This window comes from Hydrogenophilus islandicus, from assembly GCF_054657095.1.
This window is the reverse complement of record NZ_BAAHXE010000006.1, coordinates 26,583-50,544: the sequence shown is the minus strand read 5'-3', so window position 1 is coordinate 50,544 and position 23,962 is coordinate 26,583. Positions and strand designations below refer to the sequence as shown.

Here is a 23,962-nt window from a genome sequence, read left to right as displayed (position 1 = left end):
TCTCCTGAGGGGTACGAGGTGCCCCATGGCTAAGCAGACGGTGGTGACCCCGCCGCCCACGTTGGGTGAGGCGCTGCGCTGGGCACGCGAGCGGATCGATCCCTTGGAAGCGCGGGTGTTGCTCGCCCATGCGGCGGGCTTGCGGGTCGCGACACTTCTGGCTTACCCGGAACGGCCGTTGCCAGAGCTCGCGTGGCAGCGCTTTTGCGCGCTCGTGGCGCGCCGCGTTGCTGGTGAACCGGTCGCCTATTTGACGGGGGAGCGGGAATTCTACGGCCGCTCTTTTCTCGTCACCCCCGCGGTGTTGATCCCCCGCCCCGACACCGAAACGTTGGTCGAAGTGGCGTTGGCGGTAGCCGACCAGCGTGGCGGCGAACCGTTGCGGATCCTCGACCTCGGCACCGGGAGCGGCTGCATCGCGATCACGTTGGCGTTGGAACTCCCGCACGCCGAAGTGGTCGCTGTTGATCGCTCGCGCGCGGCGCTTTCGGTGGCGCGCAAGAACGCCGAGCGGCTGGGGGCGAGCGTCTCGTTCGTCGAAAGCGACTGGTATACCCGTTTGGGCGACGACCACTTCGATCTCATCGTCGCCAATCCCCCCTATCTTGCCGAGAATGACCCCCACCTCGCGGCTGGGGACCTGCGTTTCGAACCGAAAGAGGCACTGATCGGCGGCCGCAGCGGCACGGCGATGTTGCGCCGCATCGTCGCCGAGGCGCCGCGCTATTTGACCCCCGGGGGGTGGCTGCTTGTCGAACACGGCGCCGACCAGGGGCGGTTCGTGCGCGGGTTGCTGCTCGACGCGGGGTTTTTGGCGGTGCAGACGCAGTGCGATCTCGCCGGCCACGAGCGGGTGAGCGGCGGACGCAAACGGCGTGACGACGAGTAAAATAGAACCGATTTACCCCAACGGAGCCCAACGATGAGTGACATTCAAGAGACCATTCGCCAACAGATCGCCTCCCATCCGGTCGTCCTCTACATGAAAGGGACGCCGCAGTTCCCGATGTGCGGCTTTTCCGCAACCGTCGTCCATATCCTCGACCTCTGCGGTGTGAAGGACTACCTGGCGGTCAATGTCCTCGAGGACGAGGCGATCCGCCAGGGGATCAAAGAGTATGCAAACTGGCCGACGATTCCCCAGCTCTACATCAACGGCGAATTCATCGGCGGGTGCGACATCACCCGCGAGCTCTACCAAAGCGGTGAACTGCAGGAGCTCCTCAAAAAGGCGGGCGTGGTGAGCGGCGCGTAAGCCGTTCGTGCGCGGCGGCCGTCAGCGGCTCGTGAGGCGGGCGATCAGCCGCTCCGCCTCGCGCGCATAGCCGCCGCCGAAGAGGTTGAAGTGGTTGAGGATATGGTAGAGGGTGTAGAGGGGTTTGCGCCGCTCGTAGTCGCGGTGTAGCCCCGCAAGCCGCCGGTAGGCGGCATAGAACGCCGGCGGAAAGCCGCCGAAGAGCTCCATCATCGCGAGTTCGCTCTCATGGTCCCCTTGGTGAACCGCTGGGTCGATCAGGACCACCTCGCCCTGAGGCGTCTGGGCGATGTTGCCATGCCAGAGGTCGCCGTGCAAGAGCGCCGGCCGCGGCGCGTATTCGAGAAAGAGGGCCGGTAGCCCGGCGAGCGCCTCCTCGAGCCGCTGCGCCGCGGCGCGGGAAAACCCTTTTGCAACGGCCCACGCGAGTTGCGGTTTGATCCGGCGTTCGAGAAAAAAGTGGGCCCAGTTGGGCTCCCAGCCGTTCTGTTGCGGGGTTGCGCCGAGATAGTTGTCGCGGTGCCAGCCAAAGCGGTCAGGGTGAGCGACCGCCTCGTTAAGCGCGACGATCGCACGTGCCGCCTCTTCAGCAAGCTCATACGCAAGGGGCTGAAGCTCGAGCCACTCAAGAAGCAGAAACGCCTCACCCGCCTCGTCATCGACCCCCTGCGCGAAGCAGCGAGGGATGCGCACCGCACCGCACGCGGCCAAAGCGGCAAGGCCGTCGGCTTCGGCAGCGAAACGGTCGGCAGCCGTGGCTCGTGCGCTCTTTGCAAAGAGTTGGGTGCCGTCGCTCAGGGTGATGCGCCAGTGGCGGTCGAATTGGCCGCCGAGTGCGACTGCCTCGCGCACCTGGGCGTTCCCGCCAAGGAGCTGCGGGATGAGGCGCGACCAGTTCACAGCCTTCTCCTCTACCCCCGCTGCTCGATGCGGGCGCGCGCATGGGCAATCGCCGCGCGGACCGCTTCCGGCGCAGTCCCACCGATATGGGCGCGCGCCGCGAGCGACCCTTCGATCGTCAGCACCTCCGCGACATCTTCCGCAATCACCGGACTCAACTGCTGGAGCGTCGCAAGCGGCAACTCCGCCAAATCGACCCCTTGCCGTTCGGCGACGCGGACCGCGCGTGCGACGATCTCGTGCGCGTCGCGAAATGGCACCCCCCGCTTGACGAGGTAGTCGGCAAGGTCGGTCGCAGTCGCGAACCCTTCGCGCAACGCGGCGCGCATCGCTTCGGGTTTCACCCGAATGCCGGCAACCATCTCGGCATAGATCGCGAGGGTATCGACCACGGTGTCGACGGTGTCGAAAAGGGGCTCCTTGTCCTCTTGGTTATCCTTGTTGTAGGCAAGCGGCTGCCCCTTCATGAGGGTGAGCATCGCCATCAGGTGGCCGTAGACCCGACCGGTTTTGCCGCGAACCAGTTCAGGAACGTCGGGATTTTTCTTCTGCGGCATGATCGAGCTGCCGGTGCAGAAGCGGTCGGCAAGGTCGATAAAGCCAAAGCGGGGGGTCATCCAGAGGATCAGCTCCTCGGAGAAGCGCGACAGATGCATCATCAAGAGGCTCGCCGCGGAGAGGAATTCGATCGCGAAGTCGCGGTCGCTCACCGCGTCGAGCGAATTGCGGCAAAGCTCCTCAAAGCCGAGCTCCTGCGCCACCGCCCAGCGGTCGATCGGGTAGGTGGTACCAGCGAGCGCCGCGGCACCCAGCGGCAGGCGATTGGTGCGGCGACGGCAGTCGGTGAATCGCTCCCAGTCGCGCTCGAGCATCTCGACGTAGGCCATCAGGTGGTGGCCGAAGGTGACCGGTTGCGCCACCTGGAGATGAGTAAAACCGGGCATCGGGGTCGCGGCGTGCGCTTCGGCAAGCTCCAAGAGCGCCCGCTGCAGCGTGCGGATCCCCTTGCGGATCTCGTCGATCGCGTCGCGGAGCCACAACCGGATGTCGGTAGCGACCTGGTCGTTGCGGCTGCGGCCGGTGTGGAGCCGTTTGCCCGCGTCGCCAATGAGCGCCGTGAGCCGCCGTTCGATGTTGAGGTGGATATCCTCATCGTCGAGCGACCAGGTGAACTCCCCCCGCTCGATCTCAGCGGTAATTTGCGCCATTCCCCGTTCGATCGCCGCGAGATCCTCTGCCGAAATGATCCCCTGCTTGGCGAGCATCTTCGCATGGGCCAGCGACCCGGCGATATCGTGACGCCACAGCCGCCAGTCGAAGGGGATGCTTGCGGTGTAGCGCTTGACCCGTTCGGCAACCGGTTCAGCGAAACGTCCCGACCAGGTCTTGGGTGTTGCGGAATCACTCATCCAGCGGTCCTCTCGTCGTGGGTGGTTGAGGAACGAAGTCTACCCGATTGGGGGCGCACTGACCACTGGTGTCACGACGCTTGGCCGTTGGGGGCGCGCAACATCAGCTCCGCCTGGAGCGGGTCGGTGAAGAGGCGCGAGGGGTCGAGCCCGGGGAGCTTCATTCCGGCGATTTTCTCGGCCTGTTCCGGGGAGACGAGCACCGCAACCCGCAACCCTTCGCCCACTGCCTGCTCTGCCATCTCCTCGATGAGAAAGAGCGCGGTCAAATCGAAGAAGGTGACCTCACGCAGGTCGAAAAGCACCCCACGAAAGTCGAAGATTTGGTCCACTTTGTTCATCAGCTCGACCACCGAGCCGAAGAAGAGCGGGCCCTTGGCGACCAAACGGCGAAAGTTCCCTTCGACCTCCCCTTCGATCGTCCCCGGCGTGATCTCGATTGCCGCCATCTCTTTGAGCCGGCGAATCGTCAGAATCAGCGCCATGACGATCCCCACCCCCACCGCCATGATCAGGTCGACAAAGACGGTGAGGAGAAAGACCGCGAGGGCGACGAGCAGTTCGTCGCGTGGGGCGTACTTCGCCACCTTGAGGAAGCGGTAGTCGAGAATGTCGATCCCGACTTTGATCAGGATCCCGGCAAGGACACTCAGCGGCACATAGGCGGCGAGAGGCCCGAGGCCGAGAAGCAGCGCAAAGAGAAAGAGCGAATGGACGATCCCCGAAAGGCGGGTCTGCGCGCCGGCTTTGATGTTGATCACGGTCCGCATCGTCGCGCCCGCTCCGGGCAGTCCGCCGAAAAAGGCACAGACGGCGTTCCCCACCCCTTGGCCGAAGAGCTCCTTGTTGGGCTGGTGGCGGGTGCGGGTGAGCGAATCGGCGACGAGCGAGGTGAGGAGCGAGTCGATCGTCCCCAAGAGGGCCATCGTGACGCCCAGGAGGAGAATCTGACGCTCATACCCCGTAACGAACGTGGGCATATGGAACTGCGGCAACCCCTCCGGGATCGCGCCGATGCGCGGAACGTCGAGATCGAGCGCCACCGAAAGCACGGTGAGCACGACAAGCGCGGTGAGCGGCGGCGGAACGAGGCGGGCAATGCGCTTTGGCATCAGGAAGACGAGTGCGAGCGTTGCTGCCGCCAGGGCAAAGGCCGCCCCATTGAACCGCTCGAGCAACAGGGGCAGGTGGGTGATCGCCTCGAGCGGGCTCTTCCAGCTCGGGGCACCGACGAACGGTCCGGTTTGGAGCAGAATGATGATCACCCCGACGCCGGACATGAAGCCCGAGATCACGGGGTAGGGGACGTAGCGGATCAGTGACCCCGCCTTGATTGCCCCGAGCGCGATCTGCCCCAAACCGCCCAGCAGCACCACCATCATCGCCGCGTCGAGATTGCCGCCGAGTGAGGTGAGCGCAGCGGCAAAGACGACGGTCATCGGCCCGGTCGGCCCCGAAATTTGCGTCGGCGTTCCGCCGAGGAGCGCAGCAAAAAAACCGAGGATCGCCGCGCCATAGAGGCCTGCTTGGGCGCCGGCGCCCGAAGCGACCCCGAACGCGAGCGCCAGCGGCAACGCGACAACGCCAGCCGTCAATCCGCCAAAAAGATCACCGCGAGAAAACTGCACGATCGTCTCCTTTTTCTTTGGTGTGGGTAAGAAAAGTTTATCACTTTTGCTGCGATAAGGCGTTTGCATCGTGAAGCATGCGTTGGGCATGCTGCCTCCCCTCCGGGGCACCCCCGCGGAAGCCGCGTGGTAGAATGGCGCATCGCCTTTTTCGAAGGATCCCACGATGGCACGCAACTTCTCCGCGAGCTTGGGGTACGACATCACTGACCTCCAACCGGGGATGGTCGCCGAAATCGGCCGCACCGTTTCGGAAGCCGACATTCTCGCCTTTGCGGGCGTCTCAGGCGACACCAACCCGGTTCACCTCGACGCCGAATTCGCTGCGCAGACCCCCTTCAAGGAGCGGATCGCCCACGGTATGCTCTCAGCCGCTTTGATTTCTGCGGTGCTCGGGACGAAACTGCCCGGCCCGGGGGCGATCTACATGAACCAGACGTTGCGCTTCCGCGCGCCGGTCCATATTGGCGATACTGTCGTTGCCCGCGTCACGGTCAAAGAGGTTATTGCCGAAAAACGGCGGGTGATCCTCGAGACGCTCTGCCTTGTCGGTGAGACGGTGGTGGTCGAAGGCGAAGCGACGATCTACATTCCCCCGCGGTAAGGGGTGCGCGAGCGATGAACGAGATGAAGCGCGTATTTCTCGAGTTCGAACGGCCGGTGGTCGAACTCGAAGAGCGCATCGGCGAGCTGCGGCGGATGCAAGAGGGGAGCAGCGTCGACCTCTCGGACGAGATCGAAAAGCTCGAGAAGAAGGCGCGCAAGCTCCTTGAAGAGCTCTACCGTAAGCTCGACGCGTGGCAGACCACCCAGGTGGCACGCCACCCGCTTCGCCCCTACACCCTCGACTACATCGCCGCGCTCTTTACCGATTTCGTCGAGCTCAAAGGGGATCGCCACTTTGCCGACGACCCTGCGGTGGTCGGCGGCTTAGCGCGCTTTCGCGGCAAACCGTGTGTGGTGATCGGTCACCAAAAAGGGCGCGACACCAAAGAGAAGATCCGGCGCAACTTCGGCATGGCGCGGCCTGAAGGGTACCGCAAAGCGGTCCGGCTGATGAAGCTCGCCGAGAAGTTCCGCTTGCCGCTCTTTACCTTTGTCGATACCCCCGGTGCTTTCCCCGGGATCGATGCCGAAGAGCGCAACCAGTCGGAGGCGATCGGCCGCGCGATCTACGAGATGGCGCAGCTCAAAACACCGACGCTCGTGACCGTCATCGGCGAAGGGGGGTCTGGTGGGGCCCTCGCGATTGCGGTCGGCGACCACGTTGCGATGCTTGCGCACAGCATCTATTCGGTGATCTCCCCTGAGGGGTGTGCGTCGATCCTCTGGAAGAGCGCCGAGAAGGCGGCGGACGCAGCCGAGATCCTCGCGATCACTGCGCCGCGCCTCAAAGAGCTCGGGTTGATCGACGCGGTGGTTCCTGAGCCGATCGGCGGGGCGCACCGCTACCCCGAGGAGATGTTCGCGACCCTCGGCGCGCACCTGGCTGAAGCGCTCGCCCAACTCGAAGCGCTCCCGGTCACTGACCTTCTGGCGCGCCGCGAAGCGCGGTTGGCCGCCTATGGGCGATTCCAGCTCGCATCCTAATCTCTGCACCGCCCGCTTTTCGTGGTTGGCTGTCGACACCGCTCAGCGTGAAAGCGACGCACTTCTCGTCGCTTTCTCTGGGGGAAGCGATAGCACGGCGCTCCTTGCCGCACTCGTTGCGGCGCGCGAGCAGCGCGTTGCGCCTTTTGCCGAGCGGCCGCTGCCGCTTGCCGCCGCGCACATCCACCACGGGTTACAGCCGGCAGCCGACGCGTGGGTGACCCACTGCGTCGCCCGGTGCACCGCGTGGCAGATCCCCTGTTTCGTTCGCCGGGTGACCGTCGAGGAGGAGACGGTCGCCCGCTTCGGCCTCGAAGCGGCGGCACGCGCGGCGCGCTACCGCGCGTTGGCGGCGATCGCGCGGGAGTGGAGCGAAGCGCTCATCCGGTGCGGCGTGGGGCGCGACGCCCACGATCGGCCGCTTCGGATCACGATCGTAACCGCACACCACCGCGACGATCAGGTCGAGACCTTCTGGTTTCGGCTGTTGCGGGGAAGCGGCGTCCGTGGGCTCACAGGCATGCGGCCGTGGGAGCGCTTTCCGGTTGTTGCTTGCGGGGAGATGGAAGGGGCAAACCCACCGGGGGAGGGGTGGCGGGTGGTGCTCTCCCTCTGGCGGCCGTTGCTTGCGACCGCAAAAGGAGTGCTCACCGACGCCCTCATCGCAGCGGGTATCCCGTGGGTCGAGGATCCGACCAATGAACAGATCGAGGCGCAGGCGCACCGCGGCTGGCGGCGCAATCTCCTGCGTCACCAACTCTTACCGGAGCTTCGCCGCCTCTGGCCGGGGCTCGACCGTGTGACTGTCCGAACCGCGGCGCTGATGATGGAGGCGCAGGCGTGTCTGACCGACCTCGCGGCGCTCGACGATCGGGCGGTTGCCCATCCGCTCGGGGGGTGGGCACGGGAGGCGTTCGCGCGCCTTCCCGACTACCGCCAGCGCAACCTCCTGCGCTGGGCGATCCACCACGACCACCACCAGCCCCCGCCTGCTGAGCGCTTATCCGAGGCGCTTCGCCAGCTCACGGGAGCGCGCGGGCGGAAACCGCGATCGTTTCCGCTTACCCCTCAGGTCACCCTTCACGCCGACCGCGATCGGCTGTGGGTAGAGGGGAGCGGTGCGTGAGCACCCTCGCGCGATGTGCAACGAGGGTGCGGCGCTGTGATCAGTTCTTGCTCTGGTCGACGAGACGGTGCTGGGTCAGCCACGGCATCATCGCGCGCAGTTTCGCGCCGACCTGCTCAATCGGGTGCTCCGCGGTGAGGCGTCGCCGCGCGGTCATCACGGGGTAGTTGAGCTGCCCCTCAAGGACGAACGATTTGGCGTATTCGCCGGTTTGAATCCGTTTCAACGCGGCGCGCATCGCGGCGCGCGACTGGTCGTTGATTACCTCGGGGCCGGTGACATATTCACCAAACTCGGCGTTGTTCGAGATCGAGTAGTTGAGGTTGGCGATCCCACCCTCGTACATCAGGTCGACGATCAGCTTCAACTCGTGCAGGCACTCGAAGTAGGCCATTTCAGGGGCGTAACCCGCTTCGACGAGCGTTTCGAACCCGGTTTTGACGAGCTCAACCAGCCCGCCGCAGAGGACCGCCTGCTCGCCGAAGAGGTCGGTCTCGGTCTCTTCGCGGAAGGTGGTTTCGATCACCCCGGCGCGCGCGCCGCCGATCGCAGCGGCGTAGGAGAGGGCAAGGTCGCGCGCTTTACCGCTCTGGTCTTGGTGGACGGCGATGAGGCAGGGCACGCCGCCGCCGCGGAGGTATTCGGCGCGAACCGTATGGCCCGGGCCTTTCGGGGCGATCATGATGACGTCGAGGTCGGCGCGGGGGACGATCTGGTTGTAGTGGATGTTGAAGCCGTGGGCGAAGGCGAGCGCCGCGCCGCTCTTCAAGTTCGGTTCGATGTCGCGGCGATAGACCGCCGGCTGAGCCTCGTCGGGGAGGAGCACCATCACGAGGTCGGCATGCTTGACGGCGTCGCCCACCTCCATCACCGTGAGGCCGGCCGCTTCCGCTTTGCCCCACGAGGCGCCACCGCGGCGCAGGCCCACGATCACCTTTACCCCCGATTCGTGGAGGTTCAAGGCGTGGGCGTGCCCTTGGCTCCCGTAGCCGATGATCGCAACGGTTTTCCCTTTGATGAGGGAGAGATCAGCATCTTTCTCGTAATAGACTTTCATGGTTACCCCTTCTGGTTGTCAAACATGGTCATAAAACGGTCTTGACTACGCTTTCAGGATCCGCTCGCCGCGGGCGATCCCACAGACGCCGCTGCGCACCGTCTCGAGAATGAGTCCGGGGGAGATCGCGGCAAGAAATGCGTTGAGTTTTTGCTGGTCACCGGTGAGCTCTATCACGTAGGTGGTGCTGGTGACGTCGATGATGCGGGCGCGGAAGATGTCGGCGAGCCGCTTCATCTCTTCCCGATCGGCTCCGACGGCGCGCACCTTGACCATCATCAGTTCGCGCTCGATGTGGGGCGCCTCGGAGATATCGACCACCTTGACGGTGTCGATCAGTTTGTTGAGCTGTTTGGTGATCTGCTCGATGATCTCGTCCGAACCGGTGGTGACAATCGTCATGCGCGACAGCGTCTCGTCTTCAGTGGGCGCGACGGTGAGCGATTCGATGTTGTAGCCGCGCGCCGAGAAGAGGCCGCTGATGCGCGACAGCGCCCCCGCTTCGTTTTCCACCAGCAGTGCAATCACGTGTCTCATGGGTTGTGTCCTTACAGTTCTTCCGAGCCGAGGATCATCTCGGTGAGCCCTTTGCCGCCCTGGATCATCGGGTAGACGTTTTCGCGCGGGTCGACCTGAATGTCGAGGAAGACCAGGTCGTCTTTGTGGGTGGTGAACGCCGCCTCGAGCGCCGGGACGACCTCCTCCGGGCGGTCGACGCGGATCCCGACGTGGCCGTAGCTGCGCGCGAGTTGGGCAAAGTCAGGAAGCGAATCCATGTAGGACTCGCTGTAGCGGCCGCTGTAGAAGAGCTCCTGCCACTGCCGCACCATCCCGAGGTAGCGGTTGTTGAGGTTGACGATCTTGATCGGCAAGCGAAACTGCTTGCAGGTCGAGAGCTCCTGGATGCACATCTGGATCGACGCCTCGCCCGTGACGCAGACCACCGGCATCTCGGGGTAGGCGAGTTTGGCCCCCATCGCGTAGGGAAGCCCCACCCCCATCGTCCCCAAGCCGCCCGAGTTGAGCCAGCGGCGCGGTTCGTCGAAGCGGTAGTATTGTGCGGCCCACATCTGGTGTTGCCCGACGTCCGAGGTGACGATCGCCTGCCCCTTCGTGACCTCCCAGAGCTTCTCGATCACGAACTGCGGTTTGATCACCTCGTTGCTCGGCGTGTAGGCGAGGCACTTGCGCGCGCGCCACGCGTCGATCTGCTGCCACCAGGCGGCGAGTGCCGCGGCGTCGGGTTGGTCGTCGAGTGAATCGAGCGCGGCAAGGAGGTCAGCGAGGACCGCTTTGACGTCGCCGACGATCGGAATATCGACGGGCACCCGTTTGCTGATCGAGCTCGGGTCGACGTCGATGTGGATGATCGTGCGCGGCTCTTGCAGAAAGTGGGGGACGTTGCCGACGACGCGGTCGTCGAACCGGGCGCCCACGGCAAGGAGGACATCGCAGTAGTGGAGCGCCATGTTGGCTTCATAGGTCCCGTGCATGCCGGGCATGCCGAGAAACTGCGGGTCGCTCGCGGGAAAGGCGCCGAGCCCCATCAACGTTTGGGTGATCGGGTAGCCGAGGCGCTTCACCACCGCTCGCAGTTCCGGCGCAGCGTTGCCGAGGACAACCCCGCCGCCGGTGTAGATCATCGGGCGCTTTGCTTGCAGGAGCGCTTGGGCCGCTTTGCGGATCTGCCCTGGGTGGCCTTTGACCACCGGATTGTAGGAGCGCATCGCGACCGTCTTCGGATAGTGGAAGTCGGTGAGCTGCGCGGTAATGTCCTTCGGAATGTCGACGAGTACCGGCCCAGGCCGGCCAGTGCGGGCGATGTGAAACGCCTTTTTGATCGTCTCGGCGAGCTTCGTGACGTCTTTGACCAGGAAGTTGTGTTTGACGCAGGGGCGGGTAATCCCGACGGTGTCGACCTCTTGGAACGCATCCTCGCCGATGACGGGGGTGGGGACCTGCCCCGAAAGGATCACCACCGGGATCGAGTCCATATAGGCGGTGGCGATGCCGGTGACGGCGTTGGTCGCCCCCGGCCCCGAGGTGACGAGCGCCACCCCCACCTCGCCCGTTGCGCGCGCGTAGCCGTCGGCGGCATGGACCGCTGCCTGCTCGTGCCGCACCAGGATGTGGCGGATCTCCCGCTCCGGTTCGGCCTGATTGATTTGGAAGAGCGCGTCGTAGATGTGAAGCACCGCCCCCCCGGGGTAGCCGAAGACAAAGCGAACCCCCTCCTCTTGGAGGCTGCGAATGACGATCTCTGCGCCGGTGCGTTGCATCGAAGTGTTCCTTGCTGATGAGCGTACGGGTAAACCCGTAACCTTAACGATTCGGACGCGTTTGGTCAATCCCCATCGGGTAGGGCATAATCGGTTCTGGGTCATAAAGGTCTTGCGCAGGTGAGCGAAGGTACTCCCCCCCAAGCGGTGTTGGCCACGCGCAGCCGCCGCGTGGCGGCGATGCTCTACGAACTTCTGTTGTTGATCGGTGTGGTGGGCGGTGGCGTGCTCCTGCCGTGGGTGGTGGTGGGCGTCGTTGCCCACGTTACGCCCCCAGGGTGGCTTTTGTGGGTTCACCTCGTTGCGCTCCTTGCGCTCTACTTCGTCTGGCACTGGCGGAAACGTGGTGCGACGCTGGCGATGAAGACGTGGAAGCTGCGGATCCTCTCGGCCGATGGCCGCCCCCCGAGCTGGGGACAGTGTCTGCTGCGGTTTCTGCTGGCATGGCCCAGTGTGATGACCGGGATCGGGATCCTCTGGTCGTGGTTGGATCCCGACGCCCTTTTTTTGCACGACCGTCTGGCCAAGACGCGAATTGTCTATTGGGATTGGAAGGTGCAATAGATGGCAGCAGAAGAGGAACAAGCGCTTTGGCGCGAAGAGGCAGAGGAGCGGGCGATCGCTGAAGTGGCGCTCGAGGATTATCGCCCGCCCGCATGGCGGGTGGTCGAGGTTTTTCTCGATTTCGCGCTTGCACCGACCGCGACCGAGGTGACCGCGATCCTCTCCTGTGCGCGCACGAACGGAGCAGCGGGTGAAGCGCTTCAGCTTGATTGCGACTTTTCCGCGGTGACGCTCGAGACCCTCACTGCATGGCCGTGTGACACAGCGACGGTTGTCGATTTTGCCCTGCAGCCGAAAGCGGGGGCGGAGCCGGTGGGGGAGGTGCGGAAGGGGGAACGCAGCGTGACGGTGAGCGGCGCACTCCCCGACCGCCTTTGGGTCGTTGCCGCAGTGCGCCTCAACCCCGCGGCAAACAGCGCCCTCTCAGGGCTCTACCAGTCGTCGAGCGGACTCTTTACCCAGTGCGAACCGGAGGGGTTTCGCCGCATCGTCCCCTTCATCGACCGCCCGGATGTGCTCGCCCGCTACCGCGTGCGGCTGCGCGCCGAGAAGGGGCGCTATCCGGTTCTCCTTTCGAACGGCAACCTGGTCGCGACGGCCGATTTGCCCGACGGTTGGCACTACGCGGTGTGGGACGACCCCTTTCCCAAACCGAGCTACCTCTTTGCCCTGGTTGCCGCCGATCTGGTCGCGACCGAAAAGCGGGTAGTGCTCGCCGACGGGCGCTCGGCGCTGCTGCAGGTCTGGACTGCGGCGCACCACCGCGACCGTGCCGGTTGGGCGCTCGAGTCGCTCGAGGCGGCGCTGCGCTGGGACGAGCAGCGTTTCGGCCGCGTGCTCGATCTCGACCGCTACATGATCGTCGCGGTCGAGGATTTCAACATGGGGGCGATGGAGAATAAGGGGCTCAACCTCTTCAACGCCAAATATGTGCTGGTCTCCCCGGAAACAGCCAGTGACACCGACTACGCCAACGTCGAGGCGATCGTCGGCCACGAATATTTCCACAACTGGACCGGGAACCGCGTCACCTGCCGCGACTGGTTCCAACTGACCCTCAAAGAGGGGTTGACGGTCTTTCGCGATCAGGAGTTCTCCGCCGATCGCCTCGCGGCGATGGCGCGTCACCCCGTTGAAGCGCGCGCAGCACGGGCGGTGAAGCGTATTGAGGATGTCGCGACGTTGAAGGCGGTGCAGTTCCCTGAAGATGACGGGCCGATGCGCCACCCGGTGCGGCCGCGCCGCTACCGCGCGATCGACAACTTCTACACCGCAACCGTCTATGAGAAAGGGGCCGAAGTGGTGCGGATGCTCCATACGCTGCTGGGCGAGGAAGGGTTTCGCCGGGGGCTCGACACCTACTTCGCCCGCCACGACGGGAGTGCGGTGACGTGCGAAGATTTCGTCGCGGCGCTGGCCGATGCGAACGGCCGCGACCTCACCCCGTTCCTCCACTGGTACGACGCCGCTGGAACCCCCGAGGTGGTGGCGACGATTCGTTGGGAGGGGGAGGCGTTGCAACTCACCCTCGAAGAGCGGCTCGCGGGGTGGGACGTTGCGGCAAAACCCCTCGTGATCCCGGTGCGCGTCGGGTGGATCGGCAAAGCGGGAAGGCCGCTACCCTTTGTCGCGACTGCTGAAGGGGAAAGTGAGGCGACGCCGTCGGCAGGTGACGAGGAGAGTGCGCTATTGGTGCTTGACCGGGCGGTCAAGCGGTGGCGGATTGGGGGAATCAGGCGCGAGGAGGATCCGGTGCCGTCGCTGCTGCGCGGCTTCTCGGCGCCGGTGCGCGTGCGTTGGGCAGGGGAAGCTGACGGACAGGAGCCGATCGCCTGGCTCTTGCGCCGCTTCGCCTTTGACCCCGACCCGTTCAACCGCTGGCAGGCGGGGGAGGCGTTGCAGCTCGCCGCGCAGCCGTTCGTCACCGAGGGGGAGTTCGCCGCCGAGTGGGGCGACGATTTCTGCTCCGCGTGGCAGGAGGCGCTCTGCGACGAGACGCTCGACCCCCACTTCCGCGTCCGCCTCCTTGCCCCGCCAGCCGAGGCGATTGTGCGCGACGAGGCGGCGCGGCCGCTTGACCCGCTCCTGATCCGCCGCCGCCTCATGGCCTGGTGGCGGATTGTCGCGAGAATTGCTCCTCCAGAGATCCTCTTCTCGCTGGTGGCGCGCCACACCGTGACTGGTCCTTACCGCTACGAGCCGCGCGCGGCGGGAAGCCGGGCACTGACCGCGTGGCTGTTGAAGCTCCTCGCGATCCGCTCAGGCGAGGAGCGCACAGGGGAGTTGCCGGCACAGGTTGCGTCGCTGCTCGAGGTGCGCTGGCAGGAGGCGAACAATTTGAGCGACCGGCTCGCGGTGGTCGACGCCGCGCTCGCCCACCCCGACGCCGCGGTCGCCGAAAAGTACCTCGCCGCATTTGCCGTGCGTTACGAGGGCGATGCGATCGTCAGCGACAAGTGGCTCCAGCGCCACGCCACCCGTTGGCCGTGGCAGGGGCAAGGAGCGGAGGCGATCCTCCGCCGGGTCCAGATGCTCACCGAACACCCCGCATTTCGTTGGAGCAACCCCAACAAGGTTTATGCCCTCGTGCTTGCGCTCTTTGCCCACAACCTGCCCGTCTGTGTGGAAGCCGGTGAGCTCGCCTGGTCATGGTGGCGCGAGGTGGTCCTGCGCTTGGACCGCAGTAACCCGCTCGTTGCGGCGCGTCTTGCCCGGGCCCTCGAGCAGGCGGTCCATTGGTGCGATCCCCACCGGGGAACGGCGCTCGCGGCGGTGGCAGAGGTGGCGCGCGACGCGCGCTCGAACGAGGTGCAAGAGGTGGTAGCGCGGGTCCGGGAGATGTACCCCCTCTGACGACGGGGTGCACACCCCTTTACCGCAACTCCGTTGTACGGCAAGGCGTCTCGGAGAGGAGTTGGGCGCGGGTCCGGTGATCGGGCCAGCCGCTTGCCGCCGCGTCACCCAGGCAGGTCACCTGGAAGCGGCGCAACGCCTCGCGGGTGGCGTTGCCCAGCGTTCCATCGACCGGTCCGGGGTCAAAGCCGAGCGCCGCAAGCCGCTCTTGAATGCGCTCGATCTCGCTTCGGGTGAGCGGCGGCTCGTCGGTCGGCCACGGGGTGGCGAAGGGCTGCTTCGGGTCAAAACGCGCTGCGCGCGCGGGGTCCTTGAGGAGGTCAAAGAGGAGCCCCACCGCAAGCGTGTAACTCTCTGCGGCGTTGTAGCGGTAGAGGGCGTCGTAGTTGGGAAAGACAAGCAGCGCCGGTCCGGCACTCCCTGCCGGGAGCAGCAGTGCCGCCCGCTCGGGAAGCTGGGTCAAGTCCCACGGAGCGTTGTCGGCGCGGGTGAGCCCCAGCGCGAGCCACTCCCGCGTCGGGCGCTTCACTGTCCTGCCGGTTGCGGTGCTCTGCCAGTTGGCGGGGAGACGCACCTCGACGCCCCACGGTTCGCGGTAGCGCCAACCGGAGCGTTTGAGAAAGTTGGCCGTCGAGGCAAAGATGTCGGCGAGCGACCCGTAGAGATCGCGCACCCCGTCGCCGTCGCCATCGACCGCATAGGCGGCAAAGGTCGAGGGCATGAACTGGGTCTGGCCAAACGCCCCCGCCCACGAACCGCGGGGGGGAAGGGTGGTGATCTCCCCCTGCGCGATGATCTCGGTGAGCGTCAGGAACTCGCCGCGAAAGTACTCTTGCCGCCGCCCAAAACAGGAGAGGGTCGCGAGCGACTGGATGAGGTCGAACCGCCCCAAGTTGCGGCCGAAATTGCTCTCGACCGCCCAAAAGGCGACGAGGAGCTCTGCTTCGACCCCGTAGGTGCGCTCGATTTGGCGCAGCAGCAGCTCGTTGTCGCTCAAAGCGCGCTGCGCCTCGGCGACCCGGGTGCGGTCGACCAACTGGGCGAGGTACTGCCAGAGCGGCGTGACGAATTCGGGTTGGCGATCGAGAAGCGCCAACACCCGTGGTTCCGGGGCCAGCCTCTGGGTGAGGCGCTCGTAGAGCGGTGTCGGTACCCCGCGCGCGGCCGCAGCCGACTTCAGGTCGCGCAGGCACCGCTGCAACGCTTCGCGCGAAACGGTCTCATCAAAAGATTGCTGGGCGAGTGCCGGAGAAGAAGCGCCAAGGAGCAGCAACGCCCAAGAGAATGCCTTGACGAGCGGTTGGCGGAGCGCGCGTACACAGGGGAAGCTGGGAACCGAGAACATCTTTTGTTCCTAACCCGCAGCGGTGAACCAGTGGGCAAACGGTTCGGGGAGGGGAACGCCCACCTGGTGGGCGCGGGCGAGCACCATCCAGTAGTAACGGTACGAGGCGCGGTCGTGAAGCTGCCCATGGTCGCGAATCGGTCCCCACTGCGCCGCCATCGCTGCAGTGAGGATCCGTTCGGCTTCACGGATCTCGGCGGGATCGGGGGTGAAGGCGTCGATAATTGGGGTGATCTGGCTCGGGTGGATACTCCACATCCGGGTAAAACCAAAGTCATCTCGGGCGCGGCGCGCGTCGGCAAAGGCGCTCCCAGGGTCGTCGAGCGTGACGCAGACGTTGTGGGCCGCGACCTTGCCCGCGGTGTGGGCCGCAGCCGCGACGGTGCATTTCGCGCGGCGGATGAGCGGGTGGTCGAACTGGAGCGGCGAGCGCATTGCTGCCACGGGGATCGCACCCAGGTGCTCCGAGACGAAATCCATCAAGCCGAAGTCGAGGCACTCGACGAGCGGGTGGGCGGCAATCCGATAGGCATCCCGCACTGCGCCGTGGGTCTCGATGAGCACATGAAGCGGCGGCGTTCGCGTGGCGGTGCGGCAGAGCGTCGCAATCGCGTCGGCAACCACGGTGATATCGTCGACCGAGCGGACCTTAGGGAGGGTGACAAAGGCGATCCGCTCGGCGGTCGCCGGAAGCAGAGTGGTCAGATCGCGCCACCAGTGGGGGTGGGTGCGATCGTGGATCCGCACGCCGACGCGGCCGAAGCGGTTTGCGTCGCTCAGGACATAGGAGCGCGCCAATTGGGCGTATTCGTCCTCTTGACCGACGGGGGCGCCGTCTTCGAGGTCAAAGACGATGTCAAAGCGGGGTCCGAGCTCAGCTTGGAGCGCGAGCGCTTTTTCCATGAAGCGGGGTTGGCCGCAGTAGTGGACCACCACCGGGAGAAGGGGTGGGCGGCGTGTCGCGCCAAAGAGGAGCAGAGCAGGATCCATCTGGGGCGATCGATTCATGGCATGAGGCCCTACGGGAACGCCCCCTAATGATAGCGCAGCGAACGCCCCTCGCCCAGCGTTTGGGGTTCCTTGAGTAGGGGCGTTCGCGGAGCGCTTGCTCAGGCTTGAGATGACCCGAGCAGGTCTTTCACACCGTTACGCTCTTCTTCGAGCTCGGCAAGGGTTTTCGCGATCCGCTCTTGCGAGAACGGGTCGATTGGCAGCCCCTGAACGATCCGGTATTCGCCGTTTTCGCAGACGCAGGGGAAACCAAAGACGATCCCTTCGGGGATGCCGTAGGAGCCATCCGAAGGAACCCCCATCGTCACCCACTCGCCGTTGGAGCCGAGCCACCAGTCGCGCACATGGTCAATTGCGGCGTTCGCTGCCGAGGCTGCCGAGGAGAGCCCGCGCGCCTCGATGATCGCTGCGCCCCGCTTGCCGACGGTCGGGATGAAGACGTCGCGGTTCCACGCTTCGTCGTTGATCAGGTCTTTGACGGACTCGCCGTTTGAGGTGCAGAAGCGGTAGTCGGGGTACATCGTCGGGGAGTGGTTGCCCCAGACGGCGAGGTGTTTGAAGCTGGTCACTGGACGGCCAGTCTTCTTCGCCAGTTGCGCGAGCGCCCGGTTGTGGTCGAGGCGCAGCATCGCGGTGAAGTTCTTCGCCGGTACCCGACCATACTTCTCCGCGGTCTTCATCGCGATGTAGGCGTTGGTGTTGCACGGGTTGCCCACGACGAGCACTTTACAGTTGGGGTCGGCGTATTGCCCGATCGCCGCGCCTTGCACAGTGAAGATCTTGGCGTTTTCCGAAAGGAGGTCTTTGCGCTCCATCCCGGGGCCGCGCGGTTTGGCACCCACAAGGAGCGCCACCTGGGCATCTTTGAACGCGACGCTCGGGTCGTCGGTTGCGATCATGTCGGCAAGAAGCGGAAAAGCGCAATCCTCGAGCTCCATCATCACCCCTTGCACAGCTTTCTGCGCTTGGGGGAGGTCGAGGAGCTGCAGAATCACCGGTTGGTCGCGACCGAGCATTTCGCCGGCGGCGATGCGAAAGAGCAGGCTGTAACCGATTTGACCGGCTGCACCGGTGACGGTGACACGAACGGGGGCTTTGGCCATGGTTGACTCCCTTTTGCGTGGTTGGAACAGATGGACAGAATGTGCGTTATGATAGGCGTGTGGGTTGAATCTGTCAATTGTCTTTTATGTCATATATAAGATAGAAGACATGGTAGACAGCGCCCGTTTTTTGTGATTCAATCACTCCTATGGCATCGTCACCTGCGTTCTCTCCGCTCTACCGCCAGATCAAGGGGCTGCTCCTCCAGTCGCTGGAGCAGGGGGAGTGGCGTCCGGGTGAGGCGATCCCCAGCGAACAAGAGCTGGCGGTCCGTTTTGGGGTCTCCCAAGGGACGGTGCGCAAGGCAATCGATGAACTCGTCGCTGAGAATCTCCTGGTGCGCAAACAAGGAAAAGGCACCTTTGTCGTTTCGCACAGTGACCCGCGGCAATTCTACCGCTTTCTAAGGTTGCGGCGGGATGACGGCGAATGGGTGCAGGCAACGAGCGTTCCGCTCGACTGCTGGCGCGCCAAAGCGGGGCAAGAGGCGTCGCGCGTGCTGCAAATTCCGCTCGGCTCGCCGATCGTGATCTTTCGCCGGGTGCTGCGCTTTGCGCAAAAGCCGCTCGTGCTCGACGAAATCTATCTGCCGGGAGAACTCTTTGAATCGTTTTCTCTCGATGCCCTCAAGGAGTGGCGCGGGTCGCTCTACAGCTTTTTTGAGACCCGCTTTGGCGTTCGGATGGTGCGTGCCGAGGAGCGGTTGAAGGCGGTTGCTGCCGACCGTGTCACCGCCGAGGCGTTGGGGGTGGCCGAGCGCTCGCCGCTCCTCTTCGTCGAACGGGTTACCTACACCTATAACGATCGCCCAGTCGAGTGGCGCAAAGGTTTTTATGCGACCGAGTCGTACCACTACTACAATGAACTCACCTGATCGGTTTTTGGGGGGGTGCCTGCCGGGCACTCAAGTTGTCCAACCTGGGGAGTAGATGATGATGCAGACCCAAGTGAAGAAGCGGCCGAAATTTCTCGATCTGCGAGAGATTCGGTTGCCGTTGCCCGGGATCGTCTCGATCCTGCACCGCATTAGCGGAGCCGGACTCTTTCTCTTTTTGCCCTTTCTGATCTACCTCTTTGATCTGAGCCTTACTTCGCCCGAGACCTTCGCCACCTATAAAGCGATTGTCGGTCATTGGTTCGTGAAGCTGATTCTGTGGGGGCTCCTCTGGGCCTATCTCCACCACTTCTGCGCAGGGATTCGCTTTCTCTTGCTCGATCTCCACAAGGGGGTGGAGCTGGAGCCTGCGCGGCAAAGCGCTCGGGTGGTGTTGATGGTGAGTTTGGCGCTCACGGTGATTTTGGGGATCTGGCTATGGTGAAGCGATTGGTGGTTGGCGCCCATTACGGCGTCAAAGATTGGCTGGTGCAGCGGATTACCGCCGCTTACATGGCGCTCTACACGGTCATTTTCGCCTTTGCGGCGCTCACGCTCCCGGCAATGACCTATGAACACTGGACGGCGCTCTTTTCCGGGCGGCTGATGCAGTTTCTGACCTTCCTCTTTTTTGCCTCGCTCTGCTATCACGCGTGGATCGGTGTGCGGGACATCTGGATGGACTACATCAAGCCGTTGGGTCTCCGGATTGCGCTCCATGTCGCCACCGCGATGGCGCTGATCGGTTACCTGGCGTGGGTGGCGCGTGTGCTTTGGGGGTTGTGAGATGAATGTCGAAAAATATACTTTTGATGCCGTGATCGTGGGTGCCGGGGGGGCAGGGCTTCGTGCTGCGCTCCAGCTTGCCGAAGCGGGGCTGCGCACGGCAGTCCTGACCAAGGTCTTTCCGACCCGGTCGCATACCGTTGCCGCGCAAGGGGGGGTTGCGGCGTCACTGGGGAACTCCACGCCCGACCATTGGCACTGGCACATGTACGACACCGTGAAGGGGTCCGATTGGCTCGGTGACCAGGACGCGATCGAATTCATGTGCCGCAAGGCGAACGAAGTGGTGATCGAGCTCGAGCACTACGGGATGCCCTTTGACCGGACCGACGAAGGGAAGATCTACCAGCGTCCGTTTGGCGGCCACTCGATGAACTACGGTGAAGCGCCGGTGATGCGTTCGTGCGCCGCAGCCGACCGGACCGGCCACGCGATGCTCCATGCGCTCTACCAGCGTAACGTGCGGGCCCGGACGCAGTTCTTCGTCGAATGGATGGCGCTCGACCTCATCCGTGACGCCGACGGTGACGTCCTAGGGGTCACGGCGATGGAGATGGAGACCGGCAAGGTGGCGATCTTCCACGCGAAAGCGACGATCTTCGCCACAGGTGGTGCCGGCCGGATCTACTACTCGTCGACGAACGCCTTCATCAACACCGGCGACGGGCTCGGCATGGCCGCGCGCGCTGGGATTCCCCTCGAAGATATGGAGTTCTGGCAGTTCCACCCCACGGGGGTTGCCGGCGCAGGGGTGCTCATCACCGAAGGGGTGCGTGGCGAAGGGGGGATCCTGCGCAACTGCCACGGTGAGCGCTTCATGGAGCGCTACGCCCCGAACCTCAAAGACCTCGCGAGCCGTGACGTCGTGTCGCGCGCGATGGTGACCGAGATCAACGAAGGGCGCGGCTGTGGGCCGAACAAAGATTACGTGCTGCTCGACATCACCCACCTGCCGCCCGAAACGATCATGAAGCGGCTGCCCGGAATCCGCGAGATTGCGATCCAGTTTGCCGGCGTCGACCCGATCAACGAACCGATCCCGGTGGTTCCCACCGTTCACTACCAGATGGGCGGGATTCCCACCAACTACAAAGGGCAGGTGGTCGTGCCGAAAGGGGAGAACCTCGAGGTGCCGGTGGTCGGTTTCTACGCCGCAGGCGAATGCGCGTGCGCGTCTGTCCATGGGGCGAACCGCTTGGGTACCAACTCGCTCCTCGACCTCCTCGTTTTTGGCAAGGCGTCGGGCGAAACGGTGATCGAAGACATTCAGAGCGGCAACCTGCGGTTGAAACCGTTGCCGAAGGACGCGGCAGATCGGTCGCTGGAGCGGATCAACCGCCTCAACACCGCGACCACCGGCGAACCGGTTGCCGACGTTCTCCTTGACCTGCAGCGGACGATGCAGAAGCACGCCGGGGTGTTCCGCTTCGCCAACCTTCTCAAAGAGGGGGTCGAGCGGATTCTGCAAGTCGAGGAGCGCGTGAAGAACACCTTCATCAACGATAAGTCGATGGTGTGGAATACCGCGCGGATCGAGGCGCTTGAGCTCGAAAACATGATCGAAGTGGCCAAAGCGACGATGATTTCGGCAGAGGCCCGCAAAGAGTCGCGCGGGGCGCATGTGCGGGACGATTGCCCCGATACTCCGGAGTTCCCGAACGGCCGCAACGACAAAGAGTGGCTCAAGCACACCCTGTGGTATCGCGACGGCAATCGGTTGACCTACAAGCCGGTCCACCTGCAACCGCTCAACCCCGATACCCAGCCGATCGCGCTCGCGAAGCGCACCTACTGATCGAGAAGGAGCCTGGCTATGAGTAACCGCGTGGTCCATTTCCGGATCTATCGCTACGATCCCGACAAGGACGAAAAACCCTACATGCAGGATATTTCGGTGGAGATCGAACCAACCGATAAGAAACTCCTGCAGGCGTTGGTGAAGGTGAAGGCCAAAGACGATTCGCTCGCGTTTCGCCGCTCCTGCCGCGAAGGGGTGTGTGGCTCGGACGCAATGAACATCAACGGCAAGAATGGGCTAGCGTGCCTCACCGACATCGACGCGCTGGAGCAACCGATCGTGTTGCGGCCACTTCCCGGTTTGCCGGTGATTCGCGACCTGATCGTCGATATGACCCAGTTCTTCAAGCAGTACCATTCGATCACGCCGTACCTGATCAACAACGATCCGCCGCCGGAACGCGAGCGGCTCCAGTCGCCGCAGGATCGCGACGAGCTCAACGGTCTCTACGAGTGCATCCTCTGCGCCTGCTGCTCGACCTCCTGCCCGTCGTTCTGGTGGAACCCCGACAAGTTCGTCGGTCCTGCGGGGCTCCTTGCCGCGTACCGCTTCATCGCCGATACGCGTGACCAGGCGACCAATGAGCGGTTGGACAACCTCAACGACCCCTACCGGCTCTTCCGCTGCCACACGATCATGAACTGTGTCGACGTCTGTCCGAAGCATCTCAACCCGACGAAGGCGATCGGCAAGATCAAGGATCTGATGGTTTCGCGGATGGTGTGAGGAGATGGTCATGGAGAGGGGACGGATTCGTTGGCGATGCCGCCGGGCGCTCCTGGAGCTCGACCTCGTCTTCCGTCCCTTTCTCGCCGAGACTTTTGATCAGCTGAATGATGCCGAACTCGCGGCGCTCGACGAGCTCCTTGCGCTCGAAGACCACGAGCTCTGGCCGCTGATCAACGGCACCCACGCACCACCCCGGGCCGACTGGGGCGCACTGATTGCCAAGATTCAGGCGGTTCATCGCCGCCATACCGTGGAACTCCTGGGGCAACCGGGAGGTGAGACAAACCAGTCTGGAGTAGAGACGATGACGCAACAACGCAAAGCAACCATCACCATCGACGGGAAGAGCTACGAGTTCCCGATAATGACCCCGACCTACGGCAACGAGGTGATCGACATTCGCAAACTCGGTTCAGAGGCGAAAGTCTTCACCTACGACCCGGGTTTTCTGTCGACCGCCAGCTGCCGCTCAACGATCACCTACATCGACGGCGACAAAGGGGAGCTCCTTTACCGCGGCTACCCGATTGAGCAGCTCGCGGAGCAGTGCTCGTTCCTCGAGGTCGCCTATCTGCTGAAGTATGGTGAGCTGCCGAACGCCGAGACGCTCGCCCAATTCGAGCGCAAGGTGTCGCAGCACACGATGCTCCACGACCAGATGAATAGCTTCTTCCGCGGTTTTCGTCGCGACGCCCACCCGATGGCGGTGATGGTGGGTGTGGTGGGTGCGCTCTCGGCCTTCTACCACGACGTGATGGACTTCTCCGACCAGGAGCATCGCGACCTCTCCTTCATCCGCCTGATCGCGAAGATGCCGACGATCGTCGCGATGGCCTATAAGTACAACATCGGCCACCCGTTCATGTACCCGCGCAACGACCTCGGTTACACCGCGAACTTCCTCCACATGATGTTCGGCACCCCGTGCGAGAAGTACGAACCCAACCCGGTGATCGTGCGGGCGATGGACGTGATCTTTACGCTGCACGCCGACCATGAGCAGAACGCCTCGACCTCGACGGTGCGGCTTGCGGGTTCCTCCGGGGCGAACCCCTTCGCCTGTATTTCGGCCGGGATCGCCTGCCTCTGGGGGCCGGCGCACGGCGGCGCGAACGAGGCGTGCCTGCGGATGCTCGAGGAGATCGGCGACGTTTCGCGCGTCGGCGAATACATCAAGCGGGCGAAAGACAAAAACGATCCCTTCAAGCTCATGGGCTTTGGCCACCGCGTCTACAAGAACTACGACCCGCGCGCGAAGCTGATGCGCAAAATCTGCCACGAGGTGTTGGGTGAACTGGGCCTCGAGAACGATCGCCTCTTCAAGCTCGCGATGGCGCTCGAGAAAATCGCCCTCGAAGACGACTATTTCGTCGAGAAGAAGCTCTACCCCAACGTCGACTTCTACTCTGGCATCGTCCAGCGCGCGATCGGGATCCCGACGTCGATGTTTACCTGCATCTTCGCGCTCGCGCGCGCAGTCGGCTGGTTTGTGCAGTGGGAGGAGATGATTACCGACCCCGAGTACAAGATCGGGCGGCCGCGCCAGCTCTACGTCGGATCGCCACGCCGTGACGTGGTTCCGATGAGCGAGCGGAAGTGATCAGGTGAGGGAAGCGATCGGATAAGATGAGGGACACGCAAGGCGCCGGAACGT

At 64.0% G+C, this 23,962-nt stretch carries 22 protein-coding genes; 13 read left to right on the top strand and 9 right to left on the bottom strand.

Going from position 1 to position 23,962, the window contains the following annotated elements; all coding sequences use genetic code 11:
* Positions 1 to 25: 25 nt before the first annotated feature.
* Together prmC and grxD are read left to right on the top strand one after the other, a co-directional pair.
* Positions 26 to 889: a peptide chain release factor N(5)-glutamine methyltransferase gene (gene prmC / locus ACYQ6T_RS03480; protein WP_459827668.1), complete on the top strand. Its 864-nt coding sequence runs from the start codon at positions 26 to 28 to the stop codon at positions 887 to 889.
* Between the two features lie 33 nt (positions 890 to 922).
* Positions 923 to 1,255: a Grx4 family monothiol glutaredoxin gene (grxD, locus tag ACYQ6T_RS03475; protein ID WP_459827665.1), complete on the top strand. Its 333-nt coding sequence runs from the start codon at positions 923 to 925 to the stop codon at positions 1,253 to 1,255.
* Positions 1,256 to 1,276: 21 nt separating this feature from the next.
* On the opposite strand, the gene ACYQ6T_RS03470 is transcribed toward grxD, so the two are convergent.
* The 3 genes from ACYQ6T_RS03470 to ACYQ6T_RS03460 all read right to left on the bottom strand — a co-directional run bounded on the left by ACYQ6T_RS03470 (position 1,277) and on the right by ACYQ6T_RS03460 (position 5,192).
* Positions 1,277 to 2,155: a fructosamine kinase family protein gene (locus ACYQ6T_RS03470; protein WP_459827662.1), complete on the bottom strand. Its 879-nt coding sequence runs from the start codon at positions 2,153 to 2,155 to the stop codon at positions 1,277 to 1,279.
* A gap of 11 nt (positions 2,156 to 2,166) precedes the next feature.
* Positions 2,167 to 3,564 (bottom strand): argininosuccinate lyase, encoded by a 1,398-nt coding sequence (gene argH, locus ACYQ6T_RS03465; RefSeq protein ID WP_459827659.1) that lies wholly within the window; start codon positions 3,562 to 3,564, stop codon positions 2,167 to 2,169.
* A gap of 71 nt (positions 3,565 to 3,635) precedes the next feature.
* Complete coding sequence (locus ACYQ6T_RS03460) at positions 3,636 to 5,192, bottom strand: SulP family inorganic anion transporter (protein WP_459827657.1); 1,557 nt, start codon at positions 5,190 to 5,192, stop codon at positions 3,636 to 3,638.
* A 166-nt stretch (positions 5,193 to 5,358) separates the two neighbouring features.
* On the opposite strand from ACYQ6T_RS03460, the gene ACYQ6T_RS03455 reads away from it, so the two are divergent.
* From ACYQ6T_RS03455 to tilS, 3 genes are read left to right on the top strand one after another with little or no spacing between them, the layout of a single operon-like run.
* Positions 5,359 to 5,796, top strand: a complete 438-nt coding sequence (locus tag ACYQ6T_RS03455) for a MaoC family dehydratase (protein ID WP_459827655.1) — start codon at positions 5,359 to 5,361, stop codon at positions 5,794 to 5,796.
* A 23-nt stretch (positions 5,797 to 5,819) separates the two neighbouring features.
* Positions 5,820 to 6,782 (top strand): acetyl-CoA carboxylase carboxyltransferase subunit alpha, encoded by a 963-nt coding sequence (locus ACYQ6T_RS03450; protein WP_459827767.1) that lies wholly within the window; start codon positions 5,820 to 5,822, stop codon positions 6,780 to 6,782.
* Positions 6,757 to 7,908, top strand: a complete 1,152-nt coding sequence (gene tilS, locus ACYQ6T_RS03445; protein ID WP_459827652.1) for a tRNA lysidine(34) synthetase TilS — start codon at positions 6,757 to 6,759, stop codon at positions 7,906 to 7,908. The genes ACYQ6T_RS03450 and tilS overlap by 26 nt, the downstream gene beginning before the upstream one ends.
* 40 nt (positions 7,909 to 7,948) lie before the next feature.
* On the opposite strand, the gene ilvC is transcribed toward tilS, so the two are convergent.
* The 3 genes from ilvC to ilvB are packed head-to-tail and all read right to left on the bottom strand — an operon-like array spanning position 7,949 to position 11,244.
* Positions 7,949 to 8,965, bottom strand: coding sequence for a ketol-acid reductoisomerase (gene ilvC, locus ACYQ6T_RS03440; RefSeq protein WP_459827649.1), 1,017 nt, complete (start codon positions 8,963 to 8,965; stop codon positions 7,949 to 7,951).
* Between the two features lie 45 nt (positions 8,966 to 9,010).
* Positions 9,011 to 9,502, bottom strand: coding sequence for an acetolactate synthase small subunit (gene ilvN / locus ACYQ6T_RS03435; protein ID WP_459827646.1), 492 nt, complete (start codon positions 9,500 to 9,502; stop codon positions 9,011 to 9,013).
* An 11-nt stretch (positions 9,503 to 9,513) separates the two neighbouring features.
* Positions 9,514 to 11,244, bottom strand: a complete 1,731-nt coding sequence (ilvB, locus tag ACYQ6T_RS03430; protein ID WP_459827643.1) for a biosynthetic-type acetolactate synthase large subunit — start codon at positions 11,242 to 11,244, stop codon at positions 9,514 to 9,516.
* A 120-nt stretch (positions 11,245 to 11,364) separates the two neighbouring features.
* Between ilvB and ACYQ6T_RS03425 the strand changes: the two genes are divergently transcribed.
* Positions 11,365 to 11,808, top strand: coding sequence for an RDD family protein (locus tag ACYQ6T_RS03425; protein ID WP_459827641.1), 444 nt, complete (start codon positions 11,365 to 11,367; stop codon positions 11,806 to 11,808).
* Positions 11,809 to 14,661 (top strand): aminopeptidase N, encoded by a 2,853-nt coding sequence (pepN, locus tag ACYQ6T_RS03420; RefSeq protein ID WP_459827638.1) that lies wholly within the window; start codon positions 11,809 to 11,811, stop codon positions 14,659 to 14,661.
* 19 nt (positions 14,662 to 14,680) lie between these two features.
* Here the strand turns inward: pepN and ACYQ6T_RS03415 are convergent, their stop codons facing one another.
* The 3 genes from ACYQ6T_RS03415 to ACYQ6T_RS03405 all read right to left on the bottom strand — a co-directional run bounded on the left by ACYQ6T_RS03415 (position 14,681) and on the right by ACYQ6T_RS03405 (position 18,120).
* Positions 14,681 to 16,006 carry a lytic murein transglycosylase gene (locus ACYQ6T_RS03415; RefSeq protein WP_459827635.1) on the bottom strand — a complete coding sequence of 442 codons (1,326 nt, stop codon included), beginning with the start codon at positions 16,004 to 16,006 and terminating at the stop codon, positions 14,681 to 14,683.
* Positions 16,007 to 16,015: 9 nt separating this feature from the next.
* Positions 16,016 to 17,014, bottom strand: coding sequence for an HpcH/HpaI aldolase/citrate lyase family protein (locus tag ACYQ6T_RS03410; protein WP_459827632.1), 999 nt, complete (start codon positions 17,012 to 17,014; stop codon positions 16,016 to 16,018).
* Positions 17,015 to 17,115: 101 nt separating this feature from the next.
* A complete protein-coding gene (locus ACYQ6T_RS03405; RefSeq protein ID WP_459827629.1) occupies positions 17,116 to 18,120 on the bottom strand; it encodes a malate dehydrogenase in 1,005 nt (334 codons plus the stop codon).
* Positions 18,121 to 18,269: 149 nt separating this feature from the next.
* Between ACYQ6T_RS03405 and ACYQ6T_RS03400 the strand changes: the two genes are divergently transcribed.
* Genes ACYQ6T_RS03400 through gltA form a run of 6 tightly spaced genes read left to right on the top strand, consistent with a single transcriptional unit; the run spans position 18,270 to position 23,908 of the window.
* Positions 18,270 to 18,995 (top strand): GntR family transcriptional regulator, encoded by a 726-nt coding sequence (locus ACYQ6T_RS03400; protein ID WP_459827626.1) that lies wholly within the window; start codon positions 18,270 to 18,272, stop codon positions 18,993 to 18,995.
* A gap of 58 nt (positions 18,996 to 19,053) precedes the next feature.
* Positions 19,054 to 19,440, top strand: a complete 387-nt coding sequence (gene sdhC, locus ACYQ6T_RS03395) for a succinate dehydrogenase, cytochrome b556 subunit (protein WP_459827623.1) — start codon at positions 19,054 to 19,056, stop codon at positions 19,438 to 19,440.
* Positions 19,434 to 19,781, top strand: coding sequence for a succinate dehydrogenase, hydrophobic membrane anchor protein (sdhD, locus tag ACYQ6T_RS03390; protein ID WP_459827621.1), 348 nt, complete (start codon positions 19,434 to 19,436; stop codon positions 19,779 to 19,781). The genes sdhC and sdhD overlap by 7 nt, the downstream gene beginning before the upstream one ends.
* 1 nt (position 19,782) lies before the next feature.
* A complete protein-coding gene (gene sdhA / locus ACYQ6T_RS03385; RefSeq protein ID WP_459827618.1) occupies positions 19,783 to 21,576 on the top strand; it encodes a succinate dehydrogenase flavoprotein subunit in 1,794 nt (597 codons plus the stop codon).
* 18 nt (positions 21,577 to 21,594) lie between these two features.
* On the top strand, positions 21,595 to 22,305 hold the full coding sequence (locus ACYQ6T_RS03380) for a succinate dehydrogenase iron-sulfur subunit (protein ID WP_459827616.1): 711 nt from the start codon (positions 21,595 to 21,597) through the stop codon (positions 22,303 to 22,305).
* 10 nt (positions 22,306 to 22,315) lie between these two features.
* The gene (gene gltA, locus ACYQ6T_RS03375; RefSeq protein WP_459827614.1) at positions 22,316 to 23,908 is read left to right on the top strand and encodes a citrate synthase; all 1,593 of its coding nucleotides are present in this window, start codon (positions 22,316 to 22,318) and stop codon (positions 23,906 to 23,908) included.
* Positions 23,909 to 23,962: the final 54 nt, after the last annotated feature.